13 protein-coding genes are annotated in these 18,775 nt (G+C 59.7%); 7 read left to right on the forward strand and 6 right to left on the reverse strand.

Going from position 1 to position 18,775, the window contains the following annotated elements:
• Positions 1–7 precede the first annotated feature (7 nt).
• A complete protein-coding gene (locus tag BMS17_RS22930) occupies positions 8–1,171 on the reverse strand; it encodes an isovaleryl-CoA dehydrogenase (RefSeq protein WP_046032531.1) in 1,164 nt (387 codons plus the stop codon).
• A gap of 204 nt (positions 1,172–1,375) precedes the next feature.
• Here BMS17_RS22930 and BMS17_RS22935 point away from each other — a divergent pair, with 204 nt between their 5' ends.
• Entirely contained in the window at positions 1,376–3,073 is a 1,698-nt protein-coding gene (locus BMS17_RS22935) for an AMP-binding protein (RefSeq protein ID WP_046032530.1), read from the forward strand.
• A 671-nt stretch (positions 3,074–3,744) separates the two neighbouring features.
• Here BMS17_RS22935 and BMS17_RS22945 read toward each other — a convergent pair.
• From BMS17_RS22945 to BMS17_RS22955, 3 genes are all read right to left on the reverse strand, one after another.
• Positions 3,745–4,644, reverse strand: a complete 900-nt coding sequence (locus tag BMS17_RS22945) for a hydroxymethylglutaryl-CoA lyase (protein ID WP_077431855.1) — start codon at positions 4,642–4,644, stop codon at positions 3,745–3,747.
• A gap of 129 nt (positions 4,645–4,773) precedes the next feature.
• Complete coding sequence (locus tag BMS17_RS22950; protein ID WP_046032528.1) at positions 4,774–5,172, reverse strand: MerR family DNA-binding transcriptional regulator; 399 nt, start codon at positions 5,170–5,172, stop codon at positions 4,774–4,776.
• Positions 5,173–5,378: 206 nt separating this feature from the next.
• Positions 5,379–6,308: a LysR family transcriptional regulator gene (locus BMS17_RS22955; protein WP_046032527.1), complete on the reverse strand. Its 930-nt coding sequence runs from the start codon at positions 6,306–6,308 to the stop codon at positions 5,379–5,381.
• A gap of 178 nt (positions 6,309–6,486) precedes the next feature.
• Between BMS17_RS22955 and BMS17_RS22960 the strand changes: the two genes are divergently transcribed.
• Entirely contained in the window at positions 6,487–7,716 is a 1,230-nt protein-coding gene (locus tag BMS17_RS22960; RefSeq protein WP_046032526.1) for an acyl-CoA dehydrogenase, read from the forward strand.
• A 119-nt stretch (positions 7,717–7,835) separates the two neighbouring features.
• Here BMS17_RS22960 and BMS17_RS22965 read toward each other — a convergent pair whose 3' ends face one another.
• Together BMS17_RS22965 and xthA are read right to left on the reverse strand one after the other, a co-directional pair.
• Complete coding sequence (locus BMS17_RS22965) at positions 7,836–9,176, reverse strand: substrate-binding domain-containing protein (protein WP_077431856.1); 1,341 nt, start codon at positions 9,174–9,176, stop codon at positions 7,836–7,838.
• A gap of 186 nt (positions 9,177–9,362) precedes the next feature.
• Positions 9,363–10,175 (reverse strand): exodeoxyribonuclease III, encoded by an 813-nt coding sequence (gene xthA, locus BMS17_RS22970; protein WP_046032524.1) that lies wholly within the window; start codon positions 10,173–10,175, stop codon positions 9,363–9,365.
• Positions 10,176–10,484: 309 nt separating this feature from the next.
• Here xthA and BMS17_RS22975 point away from each other — a divergent pair, with 309 nt between their 5' ends.
• The 5 genes from BMS17_RS22975 (at position 10,485) to BMS17_RS22995 (ending at position 18,772) form a co-directional block, all read left to right on the forward strand.
• Entirely contained in the window at positions 10,485–11,135 is a 651-nt protein-coding gene (locus BMS17_RS22975; RefSeq protein WP_046032523.1) for an N-acetyltransferase, read from the forward strand.
• A gap of 66 nt (positions 11,136–11,201) precedes the next feature.
• Positions 11,202–12,929: an autotransporter assembly complex family protein gene (locus BMS17_RS22980; RefSeq protein ID WP_077431857.1), complete on the forward strand. Its 1,728-nt coding sequence runs from the start codon at positions 11,202–11,204 to the stop codon at positions 12,927–12,929.
• Complete coding sequence (locus tag BMS17_RS22985; protein WP_077431858.1) at positions 12,926–16,594, forward strand: translocation/assembly module TamB domain-containing protein; 3,669 nt, start codon at positions 12,926–12,928, stop codon at positions 16,592–16,594. Before BMS17_RS22980 ends, BMS17_RS22985 begins: the two co-directional genes overlap by 4 nt.
• A gap of 238 nt (positions 16,595–16,832) precedes the next feature.
• Positions 16,833–17,306: a MarR family winged helix-turn-helix transcriptional regulator gene (locus tag BMS17_RS22990; protein ID WP_046032520.1), complete on the forward strand. Its 474-nt coding sequence runs from the start codon at positions 16,833–16,835 to the stop codon at positions 17,304–17,306.
• The gene (locus BMS17_RS22995) at positions 17,303–18,772 is read left to right on the forward strand and encodes an efflux transporter outer membrane subunit (RefSeq protein ID WP_077431859.1); all 1,470 of its coding nucleotides are present in this window, start codon (positions 17,303–17,305) and stop codon (positions 18,770–18,772) included. Before BMS17_RS22990 ends, BMS17_RS22995 begins: the two co-directional genes overlap by 4 nt.
• Positions 18,773–18,775 lie beyond the last annotated feature (3 nt).

Raw genomic sequence — 18,775 nt, forward strand, 5'->3', positions numbered from 1 at the left:
GCTCCGTTTAGCGGGTTTCGTTGAACAGTTCGCGACCGATAAGCATGCGACGGATCTCGCTGGTACCGGCGCCGATTTCGTACAGCTTGGCGTCACGCAGCAGACGACCCGCCGGGAATTCATTGATGTAACCGTTGCCCCCCAGAATCTGGATCGCGTCGAGGGCCATTTGCGTGGCGCGTTCGGCGCTGTAGAGGATCACGCCGGCAGCGTCCTTGCGCGTGGTTTCGCCACGTTCGCAAGCCTGGGCCACGGCGTACAGGTAGGCGCGGCTGGCGTTGAGCTGGGTGTACATGTCGGCGACTTTGCCCTGGATCAACTGGAATTCGCCGATGCTTTGGCCGAACTGCTTGCGGTCGTGGATGTAGGGAACGATCAAGTCCATGCAGGCCTGCATGATGCCGGTCGGGCCACCCGAAAGGACGACGCGCTCGTAGTCGAGGCCGCTCATCAATACTTTCACGCCGCCGTTGAGCACGCCGAGGATGTTTTCTTCCGGCACTTCGACGTCATCGAAAAACAGTTCGCAGGTGTTCGAGCCGCGCATGCCGAGCTTGTCGAACTTGTTGCTGCGGCTGAAGCCTTTCCAGTCGCGCTCGACGATGAATGCGGTGATGCCGTGCGGACCTTTTTCCAGGTCGGTCTTGGCGTAGATCACGTAGGTGTTGGCGTCCGGACCGTTGGTGATCCAGGTCTTGCTGCCATTGAGCACGTACTTGTCGCCACGTTTGTCAGCGCGCAGTTTCATCGAGACCACGTCGGAACCGGCATTCGGCTCACTCATGGCCAGGGCGCCGATGTGCTCGCCGCTGATCAGCTTCGGCAGGTATTTGGATTTCTGTTCGTGGTTGCCGTTGCGGTTGATCTGGTTGACGCAGAGGTTGGAGTGGGCGCCGTAGGACAAGGCAACCGACGCCGAGCCGCGGCTGATTTCTTCCATGATCACCACATGGGCCAGGTAACCCAGGCCAGCACCGCCGTACTCCTCTGGCACGGTGACGCCGAGCAGGCCCATGTCGCCGAATTTGCGCCACAGGTCAGCGGGGAACAGGTTGTCGATGTCGATCTGAGCGGCGCGCGGTGCGATCTCTTTGGCGACGAAGGACTGAACCTGATCGCGCAACATGTCGATGGTTTCACCGAGGGCAAAATTCAGGGATGGGTAGCTCATGGGTCACCTTTTGGCTTTTTTGTAGGGTGGGGAGGGCAGTGATTCGGCTCTCACCTTTACGTTAACGTAAGCCTGTGACGAATGGCTGTCAATCACCCTTTACGTTAACGTCAACTTGAGCGAGAGTAGAGGCAGTTCTGAACGATCGGGGCTACTCATATGCCTCGGTCCAACAACCCACTAATAAAGACAATAGGGGTCGTCATGGATCAACCCAGTGCAAGCCCGCAGCGCAGCTATACCCGAGGTTCCCAAAACAAAGCCTTGCTGGCGATGACCATCGGCCAGGCATTTGATAACACCGTTGCGCAGTACCCGACCGGGGAGGCGCTGGTCGTGCGCCATCAGCAGTTGCGATACACCTGGCAGCAACTGGCCGACGTCGTAGACCTGCACGCCAGAGCGCTTCTGGCGCTGGGCCTGCAAGCGGGTGACCGTCTCGGCATTTGGGCACCGAACTGCGCCCAGTGGTGTATCACCCAGTTCGCCACGGCGAAAATCGGCGTGATTCTGGTCAACATCAACCCGGCCTATCGCAGCTCCGAACTCGAATATGTGCTCAAGCAGTCGGGTTGCCAATGGCTGGTCTGCGCCGGCGCGTTCAAAACCTCCAACTATCACGGGATGCTGCAAGGCCTCGTTCCCGAACTGGCCGAGCAATCCATCGGAAAGTTGCACAGTGAACGCCTGCCCGACCTGCGCGGTGTCATCAGTCTGGATGTGCAGCCGCCTTCAGGTTTCCTGCCGTGGTCACAATTGGCCGATCTGGCCGCTAGCGTTTCGACTGAGCAGTTGCAAGAACGCCAGGACAGCCTGCATTTCGATCAGCCGGTGAACATCCAGTACACCTCCGGCACCACCGGGTTCCCGAAAGGCGCGACCCTCAGTCACTACAATATTCTCAACAACGGTTACATGGTCGGCGAAAGCCTGGGCCTGACCGCCAATGATCGCCTGGTGATCCCGGTGCCGCTGTATCACTGCTTCGGCATGGTCATGGGCAATCTCGGCTGCGTCACTCATGGCAGCACCATGATTTACCCGAGTGATGCCTTCGATCCGCTGCTGACCCTGACCACTGTCGCTGAAGAAAAAGCCACAGCGTTGTATGGCGTACCGACCATGTTCATCGCCATGCTCGATCAGCCCAGCCGGGCCGAATTCGACCTGTCGAGCCTGCGCACCGGGATCATGGCCGGTGCAACGTGCCCGATCGAGGTGATGCGCCGGGTCATCAACGAAATGCACATGAACGAAGTGCAGATTGCCTATGGCATGACGGAAACAAGCCCGGTGTCGTTGCAGACCGGTCCGTCAGACGAACTGGAGTTGCGCGTAACCACGGTCGGTCGCACCCAGCCGCAACTGGAAAGCAAAATCATCGACGAGGCCGGCAACCTCGTGCCGCGCGGCACCATTGGCGAACTGTGCACCCGTGGTTACAGCGTGATGCTCGGCTATTGGAACAACCCGCAAGGCACGGCGGAAGCCATCGATCAGGCCGGCTGGATGCATACCGGCGACCTGGCGAGCATGAATGACGAGGGCTACGTGTGCATTGCCGGACGCAACAAGGACATGATCATCCGTGGCGGTGAAAATGTTTACCCGCGGGAGTTGGAAGAGTTCTTCTTCACCCACCCGGCGGTGGCTGACGTGCAGGTGATCGGCATCCCGTGCTCGCGTTATGGCGAAGAGATTGTCGCCTGGATCAAATTCCACCCTGGCCACAGCGCTACCGAGCAAGAGCTGCAAGCCTGGTGCAAGGATCGCATCGCGCACTTCAAGACGCCGCGTTACTTCAAATTCGTCGAGGAGTTTCCGATGACGGTGACTGGCAAGATCCAGAAATTCCGTATGCGTGAGATCAGTATCGAAGAACTGCGCGGTAACCAAGACTGAAGGGAACCCCTGTGGGAGCGAGCTTGCTCGCGATAGCGGTAGCACATCCAGCAAAGATGTCGACTGACCCACCGCTATCGCGAGCAAGCTCGCTCCCACAGGGGATAGTGAAAACCTGAATGCCAGAAAGCACAAAGGGGAGCCGAAGCTCCCCTTTAATTTTGTCGTTGCGCGTGCTCTTTTTTTATTATTGAGGGGCGGTCTGTTTTTGTTTTTAGTGACCGTGACCCTTTACCGCTGTTTTTGTCGATCCCCATCCGGGATCAAGAGCAAACGTATTTTTTTGAGCGCTGATCTACTTTTTCGCTAAGCGATCCAACCAGTTCGGGAGCTACCTGAGGGTAGTTTTATTGTTCTCTGCCCGGTTGCGGGTGACTCCGAAAAGCACCCTGAAAAGCACACCTTCTCCAAAAAAATCTGTTAGCTGCGTCTCTGCCGTGTTGTTTTTGTTATGTCAGAGTCGTTACGTCTTATTTTTATTAGGTTTGCTGCTTTTTTTGTTCTTGTTATGCAGTAGAGATAGCAGAAGCCGTGCCAACTTTTAAAAACCCTTTAAAATCAAAGCTTTGTGATTTTGTAAGGTTTTGCGCCTCAGGTAAAACCCTAGAATCTGTTTCCGTGTTACTCGCTTGCGCCCACCATTGAGACCGCGCGGTAACACCCAGACACACTCACTGTGCGCTGCGAGCCTTGGCCACGCGCGAACCGGTCACACGCCCCAACACCGTGCAAATCTGCTGACCGGCCAGAATCAATGCATCCAGATTGATACCCGTCTCGATTCCCAGGCCGTTGAGCAGGTAAACCACATCTTCAGTGGCAACGTTACCGCTGGCGCCCTTGGCGTACGGGCAGCCGCCGAGGCCGGCGATGGAACTGTCGAACACCGAGATACCTTCCAGCAGGCTGGCGTAGATGTTGGCCATGGCCTGGCCGTAGGTGTCGTGGAAGTGCCCGGCGAGTTTTTCGCGGGGCACGCTGGCCGAGACCACTTCGAACATCTTGCGGGTGGCGCCAGCGGTGCCCGTGCCGATCGTGTCGCCCAATGACACTTCATAACAGCCCATCGCATAGAGCTCGCGCGCAACCAGGGCGACTTGCTCGGGGGCGACGTTACCTTCGTAAGGGCAGCCCAGCACGCAGGACACGTAACCGCGCACGCTCACGCCGTGTTGTTTGGCCGCCTCCATGATGGGCACGAAACGCTCCAGGCTTTCGCTGATCGAGCAGTTGATGTTGCGTTGGGAAAACGCCTCGGAGGCGGCGGCGAACACGGCCACCTCCTTTACACCCGCCGCCATTGCGTCTTCAAACCCGCGCAGGTTGGGGGCGAGCGCGCCGTAGGTGACGCCCGGCTTGCGCTGGATCTGAGTGAAGACCTCGGCGGAACCGGCCATTTGCGGCACCCACTTTGGCGAAACGAAACTGCCGACTTCTATATAGCCAAGGCCTGCGGCGGTCAGCGCGTCGACCAGTTGCACCTTGTCGGCAACGCTGATGGGCTGGGCTTCGTTTTGCAGACCGTCGCGTGGGCCGACTTCGACAATGCGTACGTGGGTAGGAAGGGACATGGCGTTGGACCTGTTGTAATTGTCTGAATGTTCACAGAACCCTGTAGGAGCCAAGCTTGCTCGCGATAGCGGTATGGCCTTCAACATCGATGTCGACTGACCTGACGCTTTCGCGAGCAAGCTCAGCTCCTACACGACCTGTTGGCTCTTGATCGTTTGCTCCAGCGCCTGGACGCAACGCTCCTGCGCGGTATCCAGTTCCAGCTTCATCTGTTCGATGTCGAGCATTTGCTGCTCCAGCTGTTCGCGGCGTTCGGCGATTTTGGTCAGCATGGTTTGCAGCTGTTTCTGATTGCCGCCGGTGGGGTCATACAGCTCGATCAGCTCGCGGCATTCAGCCAGGGAGAAGCCGATGCGCTTACCCCGAAGGATAAGCTTCAGACTGACCTTGTCGCGGGGTGAATAGATGCGTTCCTGACCGCGACGTTCGGGGCTGAGCAGGCCTTGCTCTTCATAAAAGCGGATGGCCCGCGTGGTGATGTCGAGCTCGCGGGCGAGGTCGGAAATGCTATAGGTCTGGCTGCTCATGGAGGCGCTCGAAAAAGGTCATGGCGCTAAGCTAATGGCAGGTTGACGTTTACGTCAAGGGGCAGGGGCCATCAGTGTTCTTGCTGGCCTCTTCGCGAGCAAGCCCGCTCCCACATTGGATCTGCGTCGAACGAAAATGCTACGTTCACTGGAGATCTAGTGTGGGAGCGGGCTTGCTCGCGAAGGGGGCGCCTCGGTCTACAGTCCTACACTTTTTCGAGCTTCTTCTCATGCGCCGTCACCTGCTGGCACAACTCGATCATCTGCTCGCGCATCCAGCGGTTGGCCGGGTCCTGGTCGGTGCTTTCATGCCAGTAGAGGTGCGTTTCCACCGGTGGCACGTCGTTGACCGGCAGGCTGAAGGCGTGCAAGTCATTGCGACGGGCGAAGCGCTCCGGCACGGTCATGACCATGTCGGTCTGCTGTAACACTTGCGAGGCCATCAAATAGTGCTGGGACCGAAGCGCGATCTTGCGCTGGATGCCCATCTTCCCCAGAGCCAGGTCGACATGGCCCAGACCGCTGCGGCGGCTGGAAATGTGGATGTGGGTCAGCGACAGGTAATCATCCAGGGTGAATTTCTCTTTACCCGCCAGCGGATGCCCCTTGCGCATGGCGCACACGTAGCGGTCTTCCATCAACTTGACGTGACGCACCTGCGGGTCGGTGTTGAGCGGCGCATCCACCGCGAAGTCGAGACGCCCGGCCGCCAGTTCCTTGGTGGTCTCGCGGCGCTTGGACAGGAAGCTTTCGATGATCACTGTCGGGGCCAGACGGCGCAGGCGCTGGAACAGCGGCGGCAGGATCACCGCTTCAGTGAGGTCGGTCATGCTGATGCGGTAGGTCTTGACCGCCTGCAGCGGGTTGAATATGCGGCTTTCCTGCACCGATACGCGCAGTAGAGAGAGGGCGTTACGCACCGGCCCGATGATGTTCTGCGCCATCGGCGTCGGCACCATGCCTTGGGCGGTGCGTACAAACAACGGATCGTTGAAGGTCTCGCGCAGGCGAGCCAGAGCGTTCGAGACCGCTGGCTGAGTAATGCCGACAATCTGCCCGGCACGGGTCAGGTTGGCTTCGGTGTAGATCGCGTCGAAGACGATGAAAAGGTTGAGGTCGACCTTGCTCAGATTCATTGCGCTGCACTCTTATTGTTTGGGGCATTTCGTTGTGGCCGGAGGCCTTGGCGATCACCCGATCATATATCGGTGATGAATGTTAATACACGCCGAGAATAGGCTAGGTAAATTATCAGCGCTGTTCTAGCATCAATCGCATGACCTAAACAACCTCTGCCCAAGAAGGTAATTGCTCATGGATTTCGCTTATTCGCCCAAGGTGCAAGAACTGCGTGAGCGCGTGACCGCGTTCATGGACACTTACGTTTATCCCGCCGAAGCCGTGTTCGAGCGCCAGGTTGCCGAAGGTGATCGCTGGCAGCCGACCGCGATCATGGAAGAACTTAAACTCAAGGCCAAGGCTGAAGGTCTGTGGAATTTGTTTCTGCCTGAGTCCGAACTCGGTGCCGGCCTGACCAACCTCGAATACGCGCCATTGGCTGAAATCATGGGCCGCTCGTTGCTGGGGCCAGAACCGTTCAACTGCTCGGCACCCGACACCGGCAACATGGAAGTGTTGGTGCGTTACGCCAACGAAGAACAGAAACAACGCTGGCTCGAACCACTGCTGCGCGGCGAGATCCGCTCGGCGTTCGCCATGACCGAGCCGGACGTTGCGTCCTCCGACGCCACCAACATGGCCGCCCGCGCCGTGCGTGATGGTGACGAGTGGGTCATCAACGGCAAAAAATGGTGGACCTCAGGTGCCTGCGATCCACGCTGCAAAATTCTGATTTTCATGGGCCTGAGTAACCCGGATGCACCGCGCCACGCACAGCACTCGATGATTCTGGTGCCGGTGGATGCCCCGGGCGTGAAGATCGTGCGTCCGCTGCCTGTGTTCGGTTATGACGACGCGCCTCACGGCCACGCCGAAGTGCTGTTCGAAAACGTCCGCGTGCCGTACGAAAACGTCCTGTTGGGCGAAGGGCGCGGCTTCGAAATCGCTCAGGGCCGCCTTGGCCCAGGCCGGATTCACCACTGCATGCGTTCGATCGGCATGGCTGAACGGGCGCTGGAATTGATGTGCAAACGCTCGGTCAGCCGTACTGCGTTCGGTAAGCCGTTGGCACGCCTGGGTGGCAATATCGACAAGATTGCCGACTCGCGGATGGAAATCGACATGGCACGCCTGCTGACATTAAAAGCGGCGTACATGATGGACACCGTGGGCAACAAGGTGGCGAAGAGCGAAATCGCGCAGATCAAGGTGGTTGCGCCAAACGTGGCATTGCGGGTCATCGACCGGGCGATCCAGATCCATGGCGGGGCCGGGGTGTCCAACGATTTCCCGCTGGCCTACATGTATGCGATGCAGCGCACCCTGCGCCTGGCCGACGGCCCGGACGAAGTACACCGCGCAGCCATTGGCAAGTTCGAGATCGGCAAGTACGTGCCCAAAGAGATGATGCGTAGCGGGCAGTAAGTTAGACCGCGTCATCGTTCATCGCGGGCAAGCCCAGCTCCCACAGGTACAGCGTGACCCCTGTGGGAGCCGAGCTTGCTCGCGATAGCGTCAGCCGATCCACCGTATCAGCATCTGACTCAATACACCCAAACCTCAACCCGCCGATTCTTGATCCGCCCCTCATCGCCGCTATTGGTCGCCACCGGCATTTCGGCGCCAAAACCGCGGATCTCGCGAAACACCACACCGCTTTTCACCAATTCCCGCCGCACGGCCATCGCCCGCAGCTTCGACAGCAGATCGGCACGCGCCGGGTCACTCTTGGCGTCACCAAACCCTACCAGCGTGACCTCGCGGTTGGTCTTGCCGTGCTGCTTTATATAGTCGAGCACCCGTGACAGGTCTTGCTGGGCCTTGTTGTCCAGCGTGGCACTGCCTTCTTCAAAGCGGAAATTCACCGACAGTCGCTGAGCATGGCGACTGAGCGCCTGGTAAGCCTCGGGCATCAGCGCGTTCGGCGTCACCGTGATGGCCTGGACGGTCTGAGCGATAAAACCGTTGGCCGCGACAATCGCCTGGCCTTTATTGCTTTGAGCGAACGTCGCCAAGGCCTCGGCCCAAGGGTTTTGGGCGTGGGGCGGCAGGTAAAAGAACAGCCGGCGCGACAGCGGATAGTCTTCCGTGGCGATCAGGCTATTGAGTGGCAGCATTGCCTGGGATTGGCCGTCGACGATGGCCACGGCTTTGGCCTGGCGCACATACGGCAGGCCGATGAAACCGATGCCTTGCGGGTCCAGACTGACCGCGTCGGACAATTGCTCACTGGATTCGAAGCGTTTCGCAGCGCTGTTGAGCGTTTTTCCACGACGGCTGAGGACTAATTCCTTGAAGGTGTCGTAGGTGCCCGATTGGTCATCCCGCGCATACAAATGAATGGCGCCGCCTCTGCCGCCGAGTTCTTCCCAGGTTTTGACTTCGCCACTGAAAATTCGCGCCAGTTGTTCGGTATCGAGTTGGTTCAGCGGGTTTTGCGGGTGCAGGATGATGGCCAGCCCATCGATCGCGATGACTTGTTCGGCGTCGGGGCTTTTGAAGTCGCCCAAGGGTTCTAGGTCGACCCGTTCGCTGTCCTTGATCGGGCGCGAAGACGCGGCGAGGTCGGCGGACCTGTTTTTCAGCGCGGTGAAACCGGTGCTGGAACCGTGGGCCGCGACCTCCACCACGACGCGATGGCCTTGGGCCGTTTCGCCGACAACTTGCAGTTCGTTGGCTTTGTCCGGTGCTTCGCTGTGAACCTTGAGCAGGCCCTGTTCGCGCAGCATGCCTTCGACCAGCGCCGGACCCAAGGCCGCACCGATGGTGTTGGAACCCTGGATGCGCAGCACCGGGCCATTGGCGGTTGTCGGTAAATCACCGGCCGATGCCGTCAATGGCAGGCCGGCGCACAGCATCAACACAAACAAAACGCGCAGCGTCATGCCCGCACCTTAAAAAAACAAAGAAAGTGCGGGGACAATAAGTCAGCAAGGTTTCCGAAAGATGACAGTTAACTTATGTGGGAGCGAGCTTGCTCGCGATGACGGTGGCACTTCCAACATCTATGTTGGCTGAAAGTCCCCAATCGCGAGCAAGCTCCCACATTTTGATTTGTGTAAAGCCTGGGATCAGCTCAACTCAAGCCAGATCGGCGCGTGATCGGACGGTTTTTCCATCCCGCGCAGGTCGTAATCCACGCCGGCGTCCTTGATCCGTGGCAACAAGCCATGGGAGGCCATGATCAAGTCAATCCGCAGCCCGCGCTTGGGTTCATCTTCAAAGCCACGACTGCGGTAGTCGAACCAACTGAAACGATCGGCCACGTCCGGGTTGAGGTGACGGAAACTGTCCACCAGGCCCCAGTTTTTCAGACGTGCCATCCATTCGCGCTCTTCCGGCAAGAAACTGCATTTGCCGGTTTTCAGCCAGCGTTTCATGTTGTCCGGGCCGATGCCGATGTCGCAGTCTTCCGGGGAAATATTGACGTCACCCATCACCACCAGCGGCTGATCGTTGCTGAACTGGCTTTCCAGCAATTGTTGCAGGTCGCTGTAGAAACGTTCCTTGGCCGGGAACTTGGTTGGGTGATCGCGGCTTTCGCCCTGTGGGAAATAGCCGTTCATGATCGTCACCGGCACGCCGTTGGCGTCGGCGAATGTGCCCCAGATGAAGCGGCGCTGAGCGTCTTCTTCATCGGTGGCGAACCCTTTGTGCAGTGCCAGCGGTTCTTTGCGCGAGAGCAGGGCGACGCCGTAATGGCCTTTCTGCCCATGGAAGTACACGTGATAGCCCAGCGCCTGAACCTCGGCCAGGGGGAACTGGTCGTCGTGAACCTTGGTTTCCTGCAGGCCGATGACGTCTGGCTGATGTTTTTCAATCAGCGCCGCCAGCTGATGTGGGCGAGCACGCAGCCCGTTGATGTTGAAGGAGACGATCTTCATGGTCGGCAGTCCTGGCAAAAGGGCGATGCTAGCTGACATGTAGGAATCGGGCCAGCGTGGGGTGAGGGGATTCGTGTCCGGAGGTAGGTCTTTCATCGCCAATGCGGGCCTCATCGCGAGCAGGCTCACTCCTACAGTCCGAGTCTGGTCTATACCTTTGTGGGAGCCGAGCTTGTTCCGGGCGGCGTTCCGACGATGGCGTCATCACAGTCAACACTGATATCGATCAGTAGGGAACTGTGTCAGCACCGATAGGCTCGTACCAAGAAGAGCACAGCCATTTGAGCTGTACCGGGGAGATTAACCGTTATGCCTGAAACCTCTACCGCCCTTGCCGATATCCACATGCTCGACAGCGGCTATGCCCACGAAGCGCGCTCCCTGCTTTACCACGCTTACCGCCACGAACCGACCTTCGGTTACCTGTTCGAGGCCGAACGCCCCGGTTATGAACATCGCGTGCGGGCGACCGTGCGTGAGCTGGTCAAGCAGCACTTTGTCCAGGAGTTGCCGGCCATTGGCCTGCTGGTCAACGACCGTTTGATCGGTATTGCGCTGATCGCGCCGCCGCAACGACGCCTGGGCATCACCGAAAGTTGGGCCTGGCGTTTACGCATGGTGCTCAGTGCCGGGTTTCGTTGCACCCGCCGCTACCTCGACTACCACGCCGCCGTCGCGGCCTGTCTGCCCACGGACTCGGTCCATGTGTTGCCGCTGCTGGGCATTCACCCGCAATTTCAGGGCAAACATTTTGGCGAGCAACTGCTGCAAGCGGTGCATAACTGGTGCGCCGTCGATGAAACCTCCGAGGGTGTGATCCTCGACACCGGGAATCCTCGCTACCTGGAGTTCTATAAACGTCAGGGTTACGAGGAAATCGGCGAGGTCGCTGTAGGACCCATCCGCGAGCACGTTTTTTTCCATGCCAATCCGCAGGTTTTGCACACCGCGACGGCATAAACGGTAGAACTTTAACGCCTCCCCACGCTCTATCACGCTCCCAAGCTCGTGATAGCATCCGTGCCTATGAAGTTTCCAGGAAGATTTACCAGTGGCGTACTGATGCTGTTAACCAGCAGTGCGGCACTGGCCCAAAGTGAATTGGATGTGCGGATCAAACCGTCCAATGATGAGCTGAAAGCCAATGTAGAGGGCTATATCGGCAACCTCGGCGATCGTGACGAAGAAGCGCTGCTGCGCTTCAGTCGTGGCGCCGAGCAGCAGGCGCGCAAGGCCGCCCAGGCCTTGGGTTATTACCAGCCGCAGATCGACAGTAATGTGAAGGGTGGCAAGACGCCGCGCCTGGTGCTCAACATCGACCCCGGCGAGCCGGTACACCTGCGCAATGTCACGATTCGCGTCGACGGCCCGGCGGCTTCCCTCAAATCTTTTCGTGTGCCCCAAGGCGCGTCGCTGAAAACTGGCGCGGTGCTCAATCATGGTCATTACGAAGACGCCAAGCGCCTGATCCAGAATCAAGCCTCGCGCTTCGGCTTTTTCAGTGGTCACTTCACCAGCCAGAAGTTGTCGGTGGACCCGCGCGCCGGCGTGGCCGATATCGAACTGATCTACAACAGCGGCCCGCGTTATGCGCTGGGCAAGGTCAGTTTCGAAGGCGACACGCCTTTCGATGAAGACCTGCTGCAACGCATGGTGCCGTTCAAGGCCGGCGCGCCTTATGACTCTGAGCTCATCGCCGAGCTCAATCAGGCGTTGCAATCGAGTGGCTATTTCGAAGGTGTGCGCGTCGATGCAGCACCCACGGCATCCAAAGATGACGTGATCCCGGTGGACGTCAAACTCGAAACGCGCAAGCCGCGAACCATGGGCCTGGGCCTGGGTTATTCCACGGACGTCGGTCCCCGGATCAAGGCCAACTGGACCCGGCACTGGGTCAATCCGCAGGGGCATAGTTATGGCTGGGAAGCCGAGCTATCGGCGCCCCGGCAAAACGTCGGGCTGTTCTACGACATCCCGCTGGACCCGCCACTGACCGACAAACTGCGTTTTGCCGGTGGTTACCAGAACGAAGACATCGCCGGCACCGACACCCACAGCAAGCTGCTGACCCTCGGCCCGGAATGGCACAGCAAGTTACCCAGTGGCTGGCAGCGCGTGGTGTCGTTGAAATGGCAGCGTGAGGATTACTCACTGGGTGACGACGCGGGTTTGAGTACGTTGCTGATGCCCGGCGTCAGCTATTCCTACCTGAAAAGTGACAACCGCATCGACCCGCACAACGGCTATCGCCTGCAATTCGAGTCCAAAGTGGCGAAAGAAGGCCTGGGTTCAGACAGCAACTTGCTATACGGCACCGCGTTGGTGAAAGGCTTGACCACGGTCTTTGACAAACACCGCTTTCTCGGCCGGGTGCAGGTGGGCGGCAGCGCCACCAATGGCTTCAGCTCAGTCCCGCCGTCGCTGCGGTTTTTCGCCGGTGGTGATCAGAGCGTGCGCGGTTACGACTATCAAAGCCTGTCCCCGGAAAACTCCGAGGGCGACCGCATCGGCGGCCGCTACATGGTCGCAGCCAGCGCCGAATACCAATATTCCGTCGCCGAAAAATGGCGGGTCGCGACCTTCGTTGATCAGGGCAACGCCTTCAATACACTCGAATTGCCGAACCTCAAGACCGGTGTGGGTATCGGCGTGCGCTGGGTCTCGCCGGTAGGGCCGATCCGTCTTGACCTGGCCCATGCGCTGGACGACGACGGCGGCATTCGACTGCACTTTTCCATGGGGCCTGAGCTTTGAATCGTGGTTTGAAAATAACGCTGCTGGCGATTCTGGCGCTGCTGATGCTGGTGCTGCTGAGCGTGGTGTCGGTGCTGGGTACAGCCACGGGCAGCCGCTGGGCTTTAGGGTTTGTACCGGGTCTGACCGTCGAGAATTTCCAGGGCCGTTTGGGCGGACAGTGGAGCGCCGATCATGTGCTGTGGCAGCAAGACACCCGCCGGGTTGAACTGAGCAAGGTGATTTTCGCCTGGTCACCGTTGTGCCTGACGCGCATGACCCTGTGCCTTGAGCAAGTGAAGGCTGACCAGGTCAGCCTGCAATTTCCCCCGGGCGCTGAAGAGCAAAGCAGCGGGCCGCTCAGCCTTCCGGAATTGAAGTTGCCCGTGGCGATCGAGCTGGGTGACGTCCAGGTCGGCAGCCTGCTGTTCAATGGCAGCGAAGCGCTCAAAGGCCTGCAATTGGCGGCGCACTGGACGGTGCAAGGCTTGCAGATCGACTCGGTGAAGTTGCAACGCGATGACCTGAGCCTGAACCTCTCCGGCCTGTTGCAGCCCAGCGGTAATTGGCCACTCAAGGCTGAAGGCAATCTGACCCTGGCGACCCCGGGGCCTTGGACACTGGCGTTGAAGGTTGACGGCGATCTGCTGAAAACCCTGAACTTGAAAGCCGACAGCAGCGGTTACCTGAACGGGCAACTGACCGCTGAACTGCAACCCTTGGTGGAAAACCTGCCGGCCAAGGTGCGGATCACCGCCTATGGCTTCAAGGCCAGTGCCGACCTGCCGGACACGCTGCAACTCAATCAACTGGAACTGACCGGCGACGGCGACCTGAAAAACGGTTATCAATTGCTCGGCAAAGCCTCTTTGCCCGCCGAGCAAGGCCCGGTCGCGTTACTGCTGCAAGGCAAGGTCGACGCCAAGGGCGCGCAGATTGCCGGGTTGGACCTGACGGCCAACGACAAGCAATCCCTCAAACTCACCGGGCAGTTGGACTGGAGCAAAGGCCTGAGCGCCGATGCGAAGATCGACTGGCAGGATTTCCCGTGGCACCGACTCTATCCGCTGATCGACGAACCGGACGTCGCGTTGCGCCGCTTCAATGGCGACATCTCCTACACCGACGGAAAATACCTTGGCAGCTTCAACGCTGCACTGGATGGGCCGGCCGGCGCTTTCACCCTGAACAGCCCGTTCAGCGGCGACCTGACGAGAATCTACCTGCAACAGATTGAGCTCCAGGCGGGGCAGGGCAAGGCCGAAGGGCATCTGAACCTGCAATTCGCCGACGGCATTGCCTGGGATACGGCGCTCGACCTCTCGGCGATCAACCCGGCGTATTGGGTGGCGGAACTGCCGGGCACCCTCGCTGGGCCCTTGCGCAGCAAAGGCGAGATGAAAAATGAACAGCTCAGCCTGACCGCCGACCTCGATCTGAAAGGCAAACTGCGTGGCCAGCCGGCGGTGATTCAGGCCAAGGCTGACGGTGGCGGCGAGCAATGGAACCTCAATGCGCTGCACGTTCGTCTGGGCGACAACAGCATCAATGGCAAAGGCAGCCTGCAGCAGAAACTCGCCGGGCAGATCGACATCAACCTGCCGCGTCTGGCGCAACTCTGGCCGCAACTTCGTGGGCAACTGAACGGGCGCATCGATGTCGCCGGTACGCTGAAGGCGCCGCAAGGCAAGCTAGGGCTGCAAGGTTCGCAACTGGCGTTCCAGGACAATCGCCTGCAAAGCCTGAACCTGGACGCGACCCTCGACAGTGCGCAACGGGCGAAAATCGAGCTCAAGGGCAGCGGCATCCAGGCCGGTGATACGTCGCTGGGAACGCTGACCGCCAGCGGTCAGGGCGACATCAAAAACCAGAAACTGACGCTCGACCTGCAAGGGCCGAAGCTCAAATTGGCGCTCGGCCTCGATGGCAATCTGAATCAGGGCAACTGGCGCGGGCGCTTGGCCAACGGCGATATCCAGGCCGGCGGGCAAGACTGGAAGCTGCAAAGCCCGGCGAAACTGGAACGACTGGCGGACGGCCAAATCACCTTCGGGGCACATTGCTGGGCGTCCGGCCCGGCCAGTCTGTGTGGTGAGGATTCGCGCCTGATGCCTGAGCCGAAGTTGCGTTATCACCTCAAGCAGTTCCCGATCGACAGCCTGGCGCAGTGGTTGCCGAAAGATTTCGCCTGGAAGGGCAGTCTCAATGCCGACCTGCAACTGGACTTGCCGGCCAGCGGTCCGAACGGCCAGATCAGCATCGACGCCAGCGGCGGTACGTTGCGCATGAAGGAAAAGGACCAGTGGCTGGACTTCCCGTACCAGACGCTGAAAATCACCAGCAAACTCACGCCCAAACGCATCGACACTGACCTCAACTTCGTCGGCGGCAAGCTCGGCGAGCTGATGGTCCAGGCGCAGATCAATCCGCTGCCCAAGAGCAAACCTGTGAGCGGCTCGTTCCGCCTCAGTGGGCTGGACCTGTCGGTGGCGCGGCCATTCGTGCCGATGGTCGAAAAGCTGACCGGGCGTTTGAATGGCAGTGGCACGATTTCCGGTGGCCTGTTGGCGCCGCAGGTCAACGGCAGCCTGCTGCTCAGCGACGGTGAAGTCTCCGGGGCCGAGTTGCCGATGGCGCTGCAAGCCTTGCAACTGCGCGCGGTAATTGCCGGTGAAACCGTGCAATTGGACGGCGACTGGAAAAGCGGCAAGACCGGGCAGGGTACTCTCAGCGGCAACATCGACTGGGGGCAGGCACTCATGGTCGACCTGGCGCTCAAGGGCTCGCAATTACCGGTCACCGTCGAGCCTTACGCCAAGCTGGAAGTCGCGCCCGACCTGAAGATCTCGATGAAAGGTGACGAGTTGGCCATCGCCGGCAAAGTACTGGTGCCCAGAGGCGAGATCACCATTCGTGAGTTGCCGCCTTCCACAGTCAAGGTGTCCGATGACGTGGTGATCGTCGGTCAGCAGACCGAAGAGGGCAAACCACCCCTGGCCATGAAGATGGACATCGATGTGGTGGTCGGCGAAGACAAACTGAGCTTTGCCGGGTTTGGCCTGACCGCGAATGTGCAGGGGCATGTGCACATTGGCGACAACCTGGACACACGCGGCGAGTTGTGGCTCAACGACGGGCGTTATCGCGCCTACGGTCAGCGCTTGACCGTGCGCCGGGCGCGCTTGTTGTTTGCCGGCCCGCTCGATCAGCCTTACCTGGACGTCGAGGCGATTCGCCAGACCGATGACGTGATTGCCGGTATACGCCTGAGCGGCAGCGCCGAACAACCGACCACGCAGATCTTCTCCGAGCCGGCCATGAGCCAGGAGCAGGCCTTGTCCTATCTGGTACTGGGTCGTCCGCTGAGCAGCAACGGCGAAGATAACAACATGCTTGCCCAAGCTGCGCTTGGGTTGGGCTTGATGGGCAGTTCGGGAGTGACTGGCGGGCTGGCCAAGGACCTGGGGATTCAGGATTTCCAGCTCGATACCCAGGGCAGTGGCAGCACCACCAGCGTGGTTGCCAGCGGCAATATCTCCGAGAAGCTCAGTTTGCGTTATGGCGTTGGCGTGTTTGAACCGTCCAACACCATTGCCTTGCGCTACAAGCTGAGCAAGAAGGTCTACCTCGAAGCCGCCAGCGGCGTGGCCAGTTCGCTGGACATCTTCTACAAGCGGGATTTCTAAGACCCCGTCACTTTTTCAAACCGAGTCGCTGCCATCGCGGGCAAGCCCGCTCCCACAGGGGATTACACCGATCCTGTGGGAGCGGGCTTGCCCGCGATAGCGTCCGTGCGCGCGCCACAATATCCGACGCCTTTGGTCAACTAAATACGAAGCAACCTAACTATTGCGTTGACATTGGCTGCCTAGGCAGTAACATCTCGTCATACATTCTCTGCCTAGGCAGCTAATTGGTGGCCAGATGAAACATTTCTCTCCGGACGATTTCCAGAATTGCCACCTCGGGCTCCTGCTCGGGCGCGCCGCGCTGCTCAAGGACCGGATTCTCGACACCCATATGGAACCCCACGGCATCACCGCCGCGCAGTTCAAAGTGCTGATCATCATTGGCCAATACGGCGTCGATACGCCGGCCGAGCTGTGCCGTCATCTGTCGCTGGACAGTGGTTCGATGACCCGCATGCTCGATCGTCTGGAACAGAAGGGTTTCCTCGCCCGCCAACGCAGCGAGGCGGATCGCCGCCAGGTTCAACTGGTACTGACCGAAGACGGCCAGAAGCTCGCCGACCGCCTGCCGCACATCGGTGCAGAAGCGATGAACGAACTGGCCGGCGCCATCACCCCTGAAGAACTCAAGACCCTGGAACACATCCTCAAGAAAATCCTGGTGGCTGCCGGTGACTCGATCACCCTGCTGCGGGTAGGTGACAAATGAACAGTAAAACCCTGCGCACGAGCCTGAGTCTGGTGCTGTTGGCCATGACGCTGGCGGGTTGCGCCAGCTACAGCGGCCTGACCACCGAAGGCGTCAGCCTCGATGCGAAAAACCTGAAGGCCGGACAATCGTTGAACGGCGTCACGTTGTCGCCAGCGGCCTGGCCAAAAAACGATTGGTGGAAAAGCCTCGGTGATCCGCAGCTGGACGGTTTGATCCACGAAGCTTTGCACGACAGCCCGGACATGCAAATTGCCGACGCCCGTGCCCACCAGGCCAGCGCTGCCGCTTACGCCGCCGACGCCGCCCGCATGCCGACCCTCGACGCGAGCGCTGGCGTCAGCCGTTCGCGACTCTCCCGGGATCAGGACCCGAGCGGGCAGGGCGGTACTTACGCCACCGTGCGTAACATCGGTGCCAGCTTCAATTACAACTTCGACCTCTGGGGCGGTCAGCGTGACGCCTGGGAAGCGGCGTTGGGCGAAGCCCGCGCTGCCGAAGTCGATCAGCAGGCCGCCCAGTTGACCTTGTCCGCCGATGTTGCCCGCGCCTACAGCGATCTGGGTCAGGCGCACATCGTTTACGACCTGGCCAACGAGGACCTCAAGCGCACCCGGCAAATGCTCGATCTGGGCCAGCGTCGCTTGAGTTCGGGCATCGACAGCCAGTATCAGTTCCAGCAAACCGAAAGCCTGGAAGCCACTTCCGAAGCCAGCCTGATCGACGCTGAAAAACGCCTGAACAGCGCAAAAATCGCCCTGGCGGTGTTGCTCGGCAAAGGCCCGGATCGCGGCAACGAAATCGCCCGTCCAAAAATCCTCCAGGCCAGCGCCGTGGCATTGCCGTCGGTATTGCCCGCCGAGTTGCTGGGTCGCCGCCCGGACCTGGTGGCTGCACGCTGGCGGGTCGAGGCGGCGAGCAAGAACATTGCCGCCGGCAAGACCCAGTTCTATCCCAACTTGAACCTCAGCGCCGCCGCCGGTGCCGAATCGTTGTTAGGGGATGCCATGTTCGGGTCGGCCAGTCGCTTCTTTAATGTCGCGCCGACCATTTCGGTGCCGATTTTCGACGGCGGCCGGCTGCGCGCCGACCTCGATTCGCGCGATGCCGATTACGACCTCGCGGTGGCGCAGTACAACAAAAGCCTGGTGAAAGCGCTCGGCGATGTCAGCGACACGATCAACCAGTTACGCGATATCGGCCGGCAAATCGGTGCTCAGCAGCACGCCACCGACATTGCCCAGGATTCTTACAACACCGTGGTCCAGCGGTACGGTTCCGGCATCGGTAACTACCTGGACGTGCTCAGCATCGAGCAGCAATTGCTCCAGGCCCAGCGTCAGCTGGCCAACCTGAATGCCGAGCAGATCGACTTGTCGATCCAATTGATGCAAGCGCTGGGCGGCGGATTTCAGGGCGAAACCCTGACCGCAGCCAACGCCATCCCAGCCACGCAGCACAACTAATTC

Source organism: Pseudomonas sp. C9, assembly GCF_002000165.1.
In the GTDB taxonomy this organism is placed as follows: domain Bacteria; phylum Pseudomonadota; class Gammaproteobacteria; order Pseudomonadales; family Pseudomonadaceae; genus Aquipseudomonas.

Coding starts and splice junctions, on each gene's coding strand:
- BMS17_RS22980 (WP_077431857.1), top strand. CDS start 11,202: ATGAAGTTTCCAGGAAGATTTACCAGTGGCGTACTGATGCTGTTAACC.
- BMS17_RS22945 (WP_077431855.1), bottom strand. CDS start 4,644: ATGTCCCTTCCTACCCACGTACGCATTGTCGAAGTCGGCCCACGCGAC.
- xthA (WP_046032524.1), bottom strand. CDS start 10,175: ATGAAGATCGTCTCCTTCAACATCAACGGGCTGCGTGCTCGCCCACAT.
- BMS17_RS22995 (WP_077431859.1), top strand. CDS start 17,303: ATGAACAGTAAAACCCTGCGCACGAGCCTGAGTCTGGTGCTGTTGGCC.
- BMS17_RS22930 (WP_046032531.1), bottom strand. CDS start 1,171: ATGAGCTACCCATCCCTGAATTTTGCCCTCGGTGAAACCATCGACATG.
- BMS17_RS22975 (WP_046032523.1), top strand. CDS start 10,485: ATGCCTGAAACCTCTACCGCCCTTGCCGATATCCACATGCTCGACAGC.
- BMS17_RS22935 (WP_046032530.1), top strand. CDS start 1,376: ATGGATCAACCCAGTGCAAGCCCGCAGCGCAGCTATACCCGAGGTTCC.
- BMS17_RS22955 (WP_046032527.1), bottom strand. CDS start 6,308: ATGAATCTGAGCAAGGTCGACCTCAACCTTTTCATCGTCTTCGACGCG.
- BMS17_RS22990 (WP_046032520.1), top strand. CDS start 16,833: ATGAAACATTTCTCTCCGGACGATTTCCAGAATTGCCACCTCGGGCTC.
- BMS17_RS22960 (WP_046032526.1), top strand. CDS start 6,487: ATGGATTTCGCTTATTCGCCCAAGGTGCAAGAACTGCGTGAGCGCGTG.
- BMS17_RS22965 (WP_077431856.1), bottom strand. CDS start 9,176: ATGACGCTGCGCGTTTTGTTTGTGTTGATGCTGTGCGCCGGCCTGCCA.
- BMS17_RS22950 (WP_046032528.1), bottom strand. CDS start 5,172: ATGAGCAGCCAGACCTATAGCATTTCCGACCTCGCCCGCGAGCTCGAC.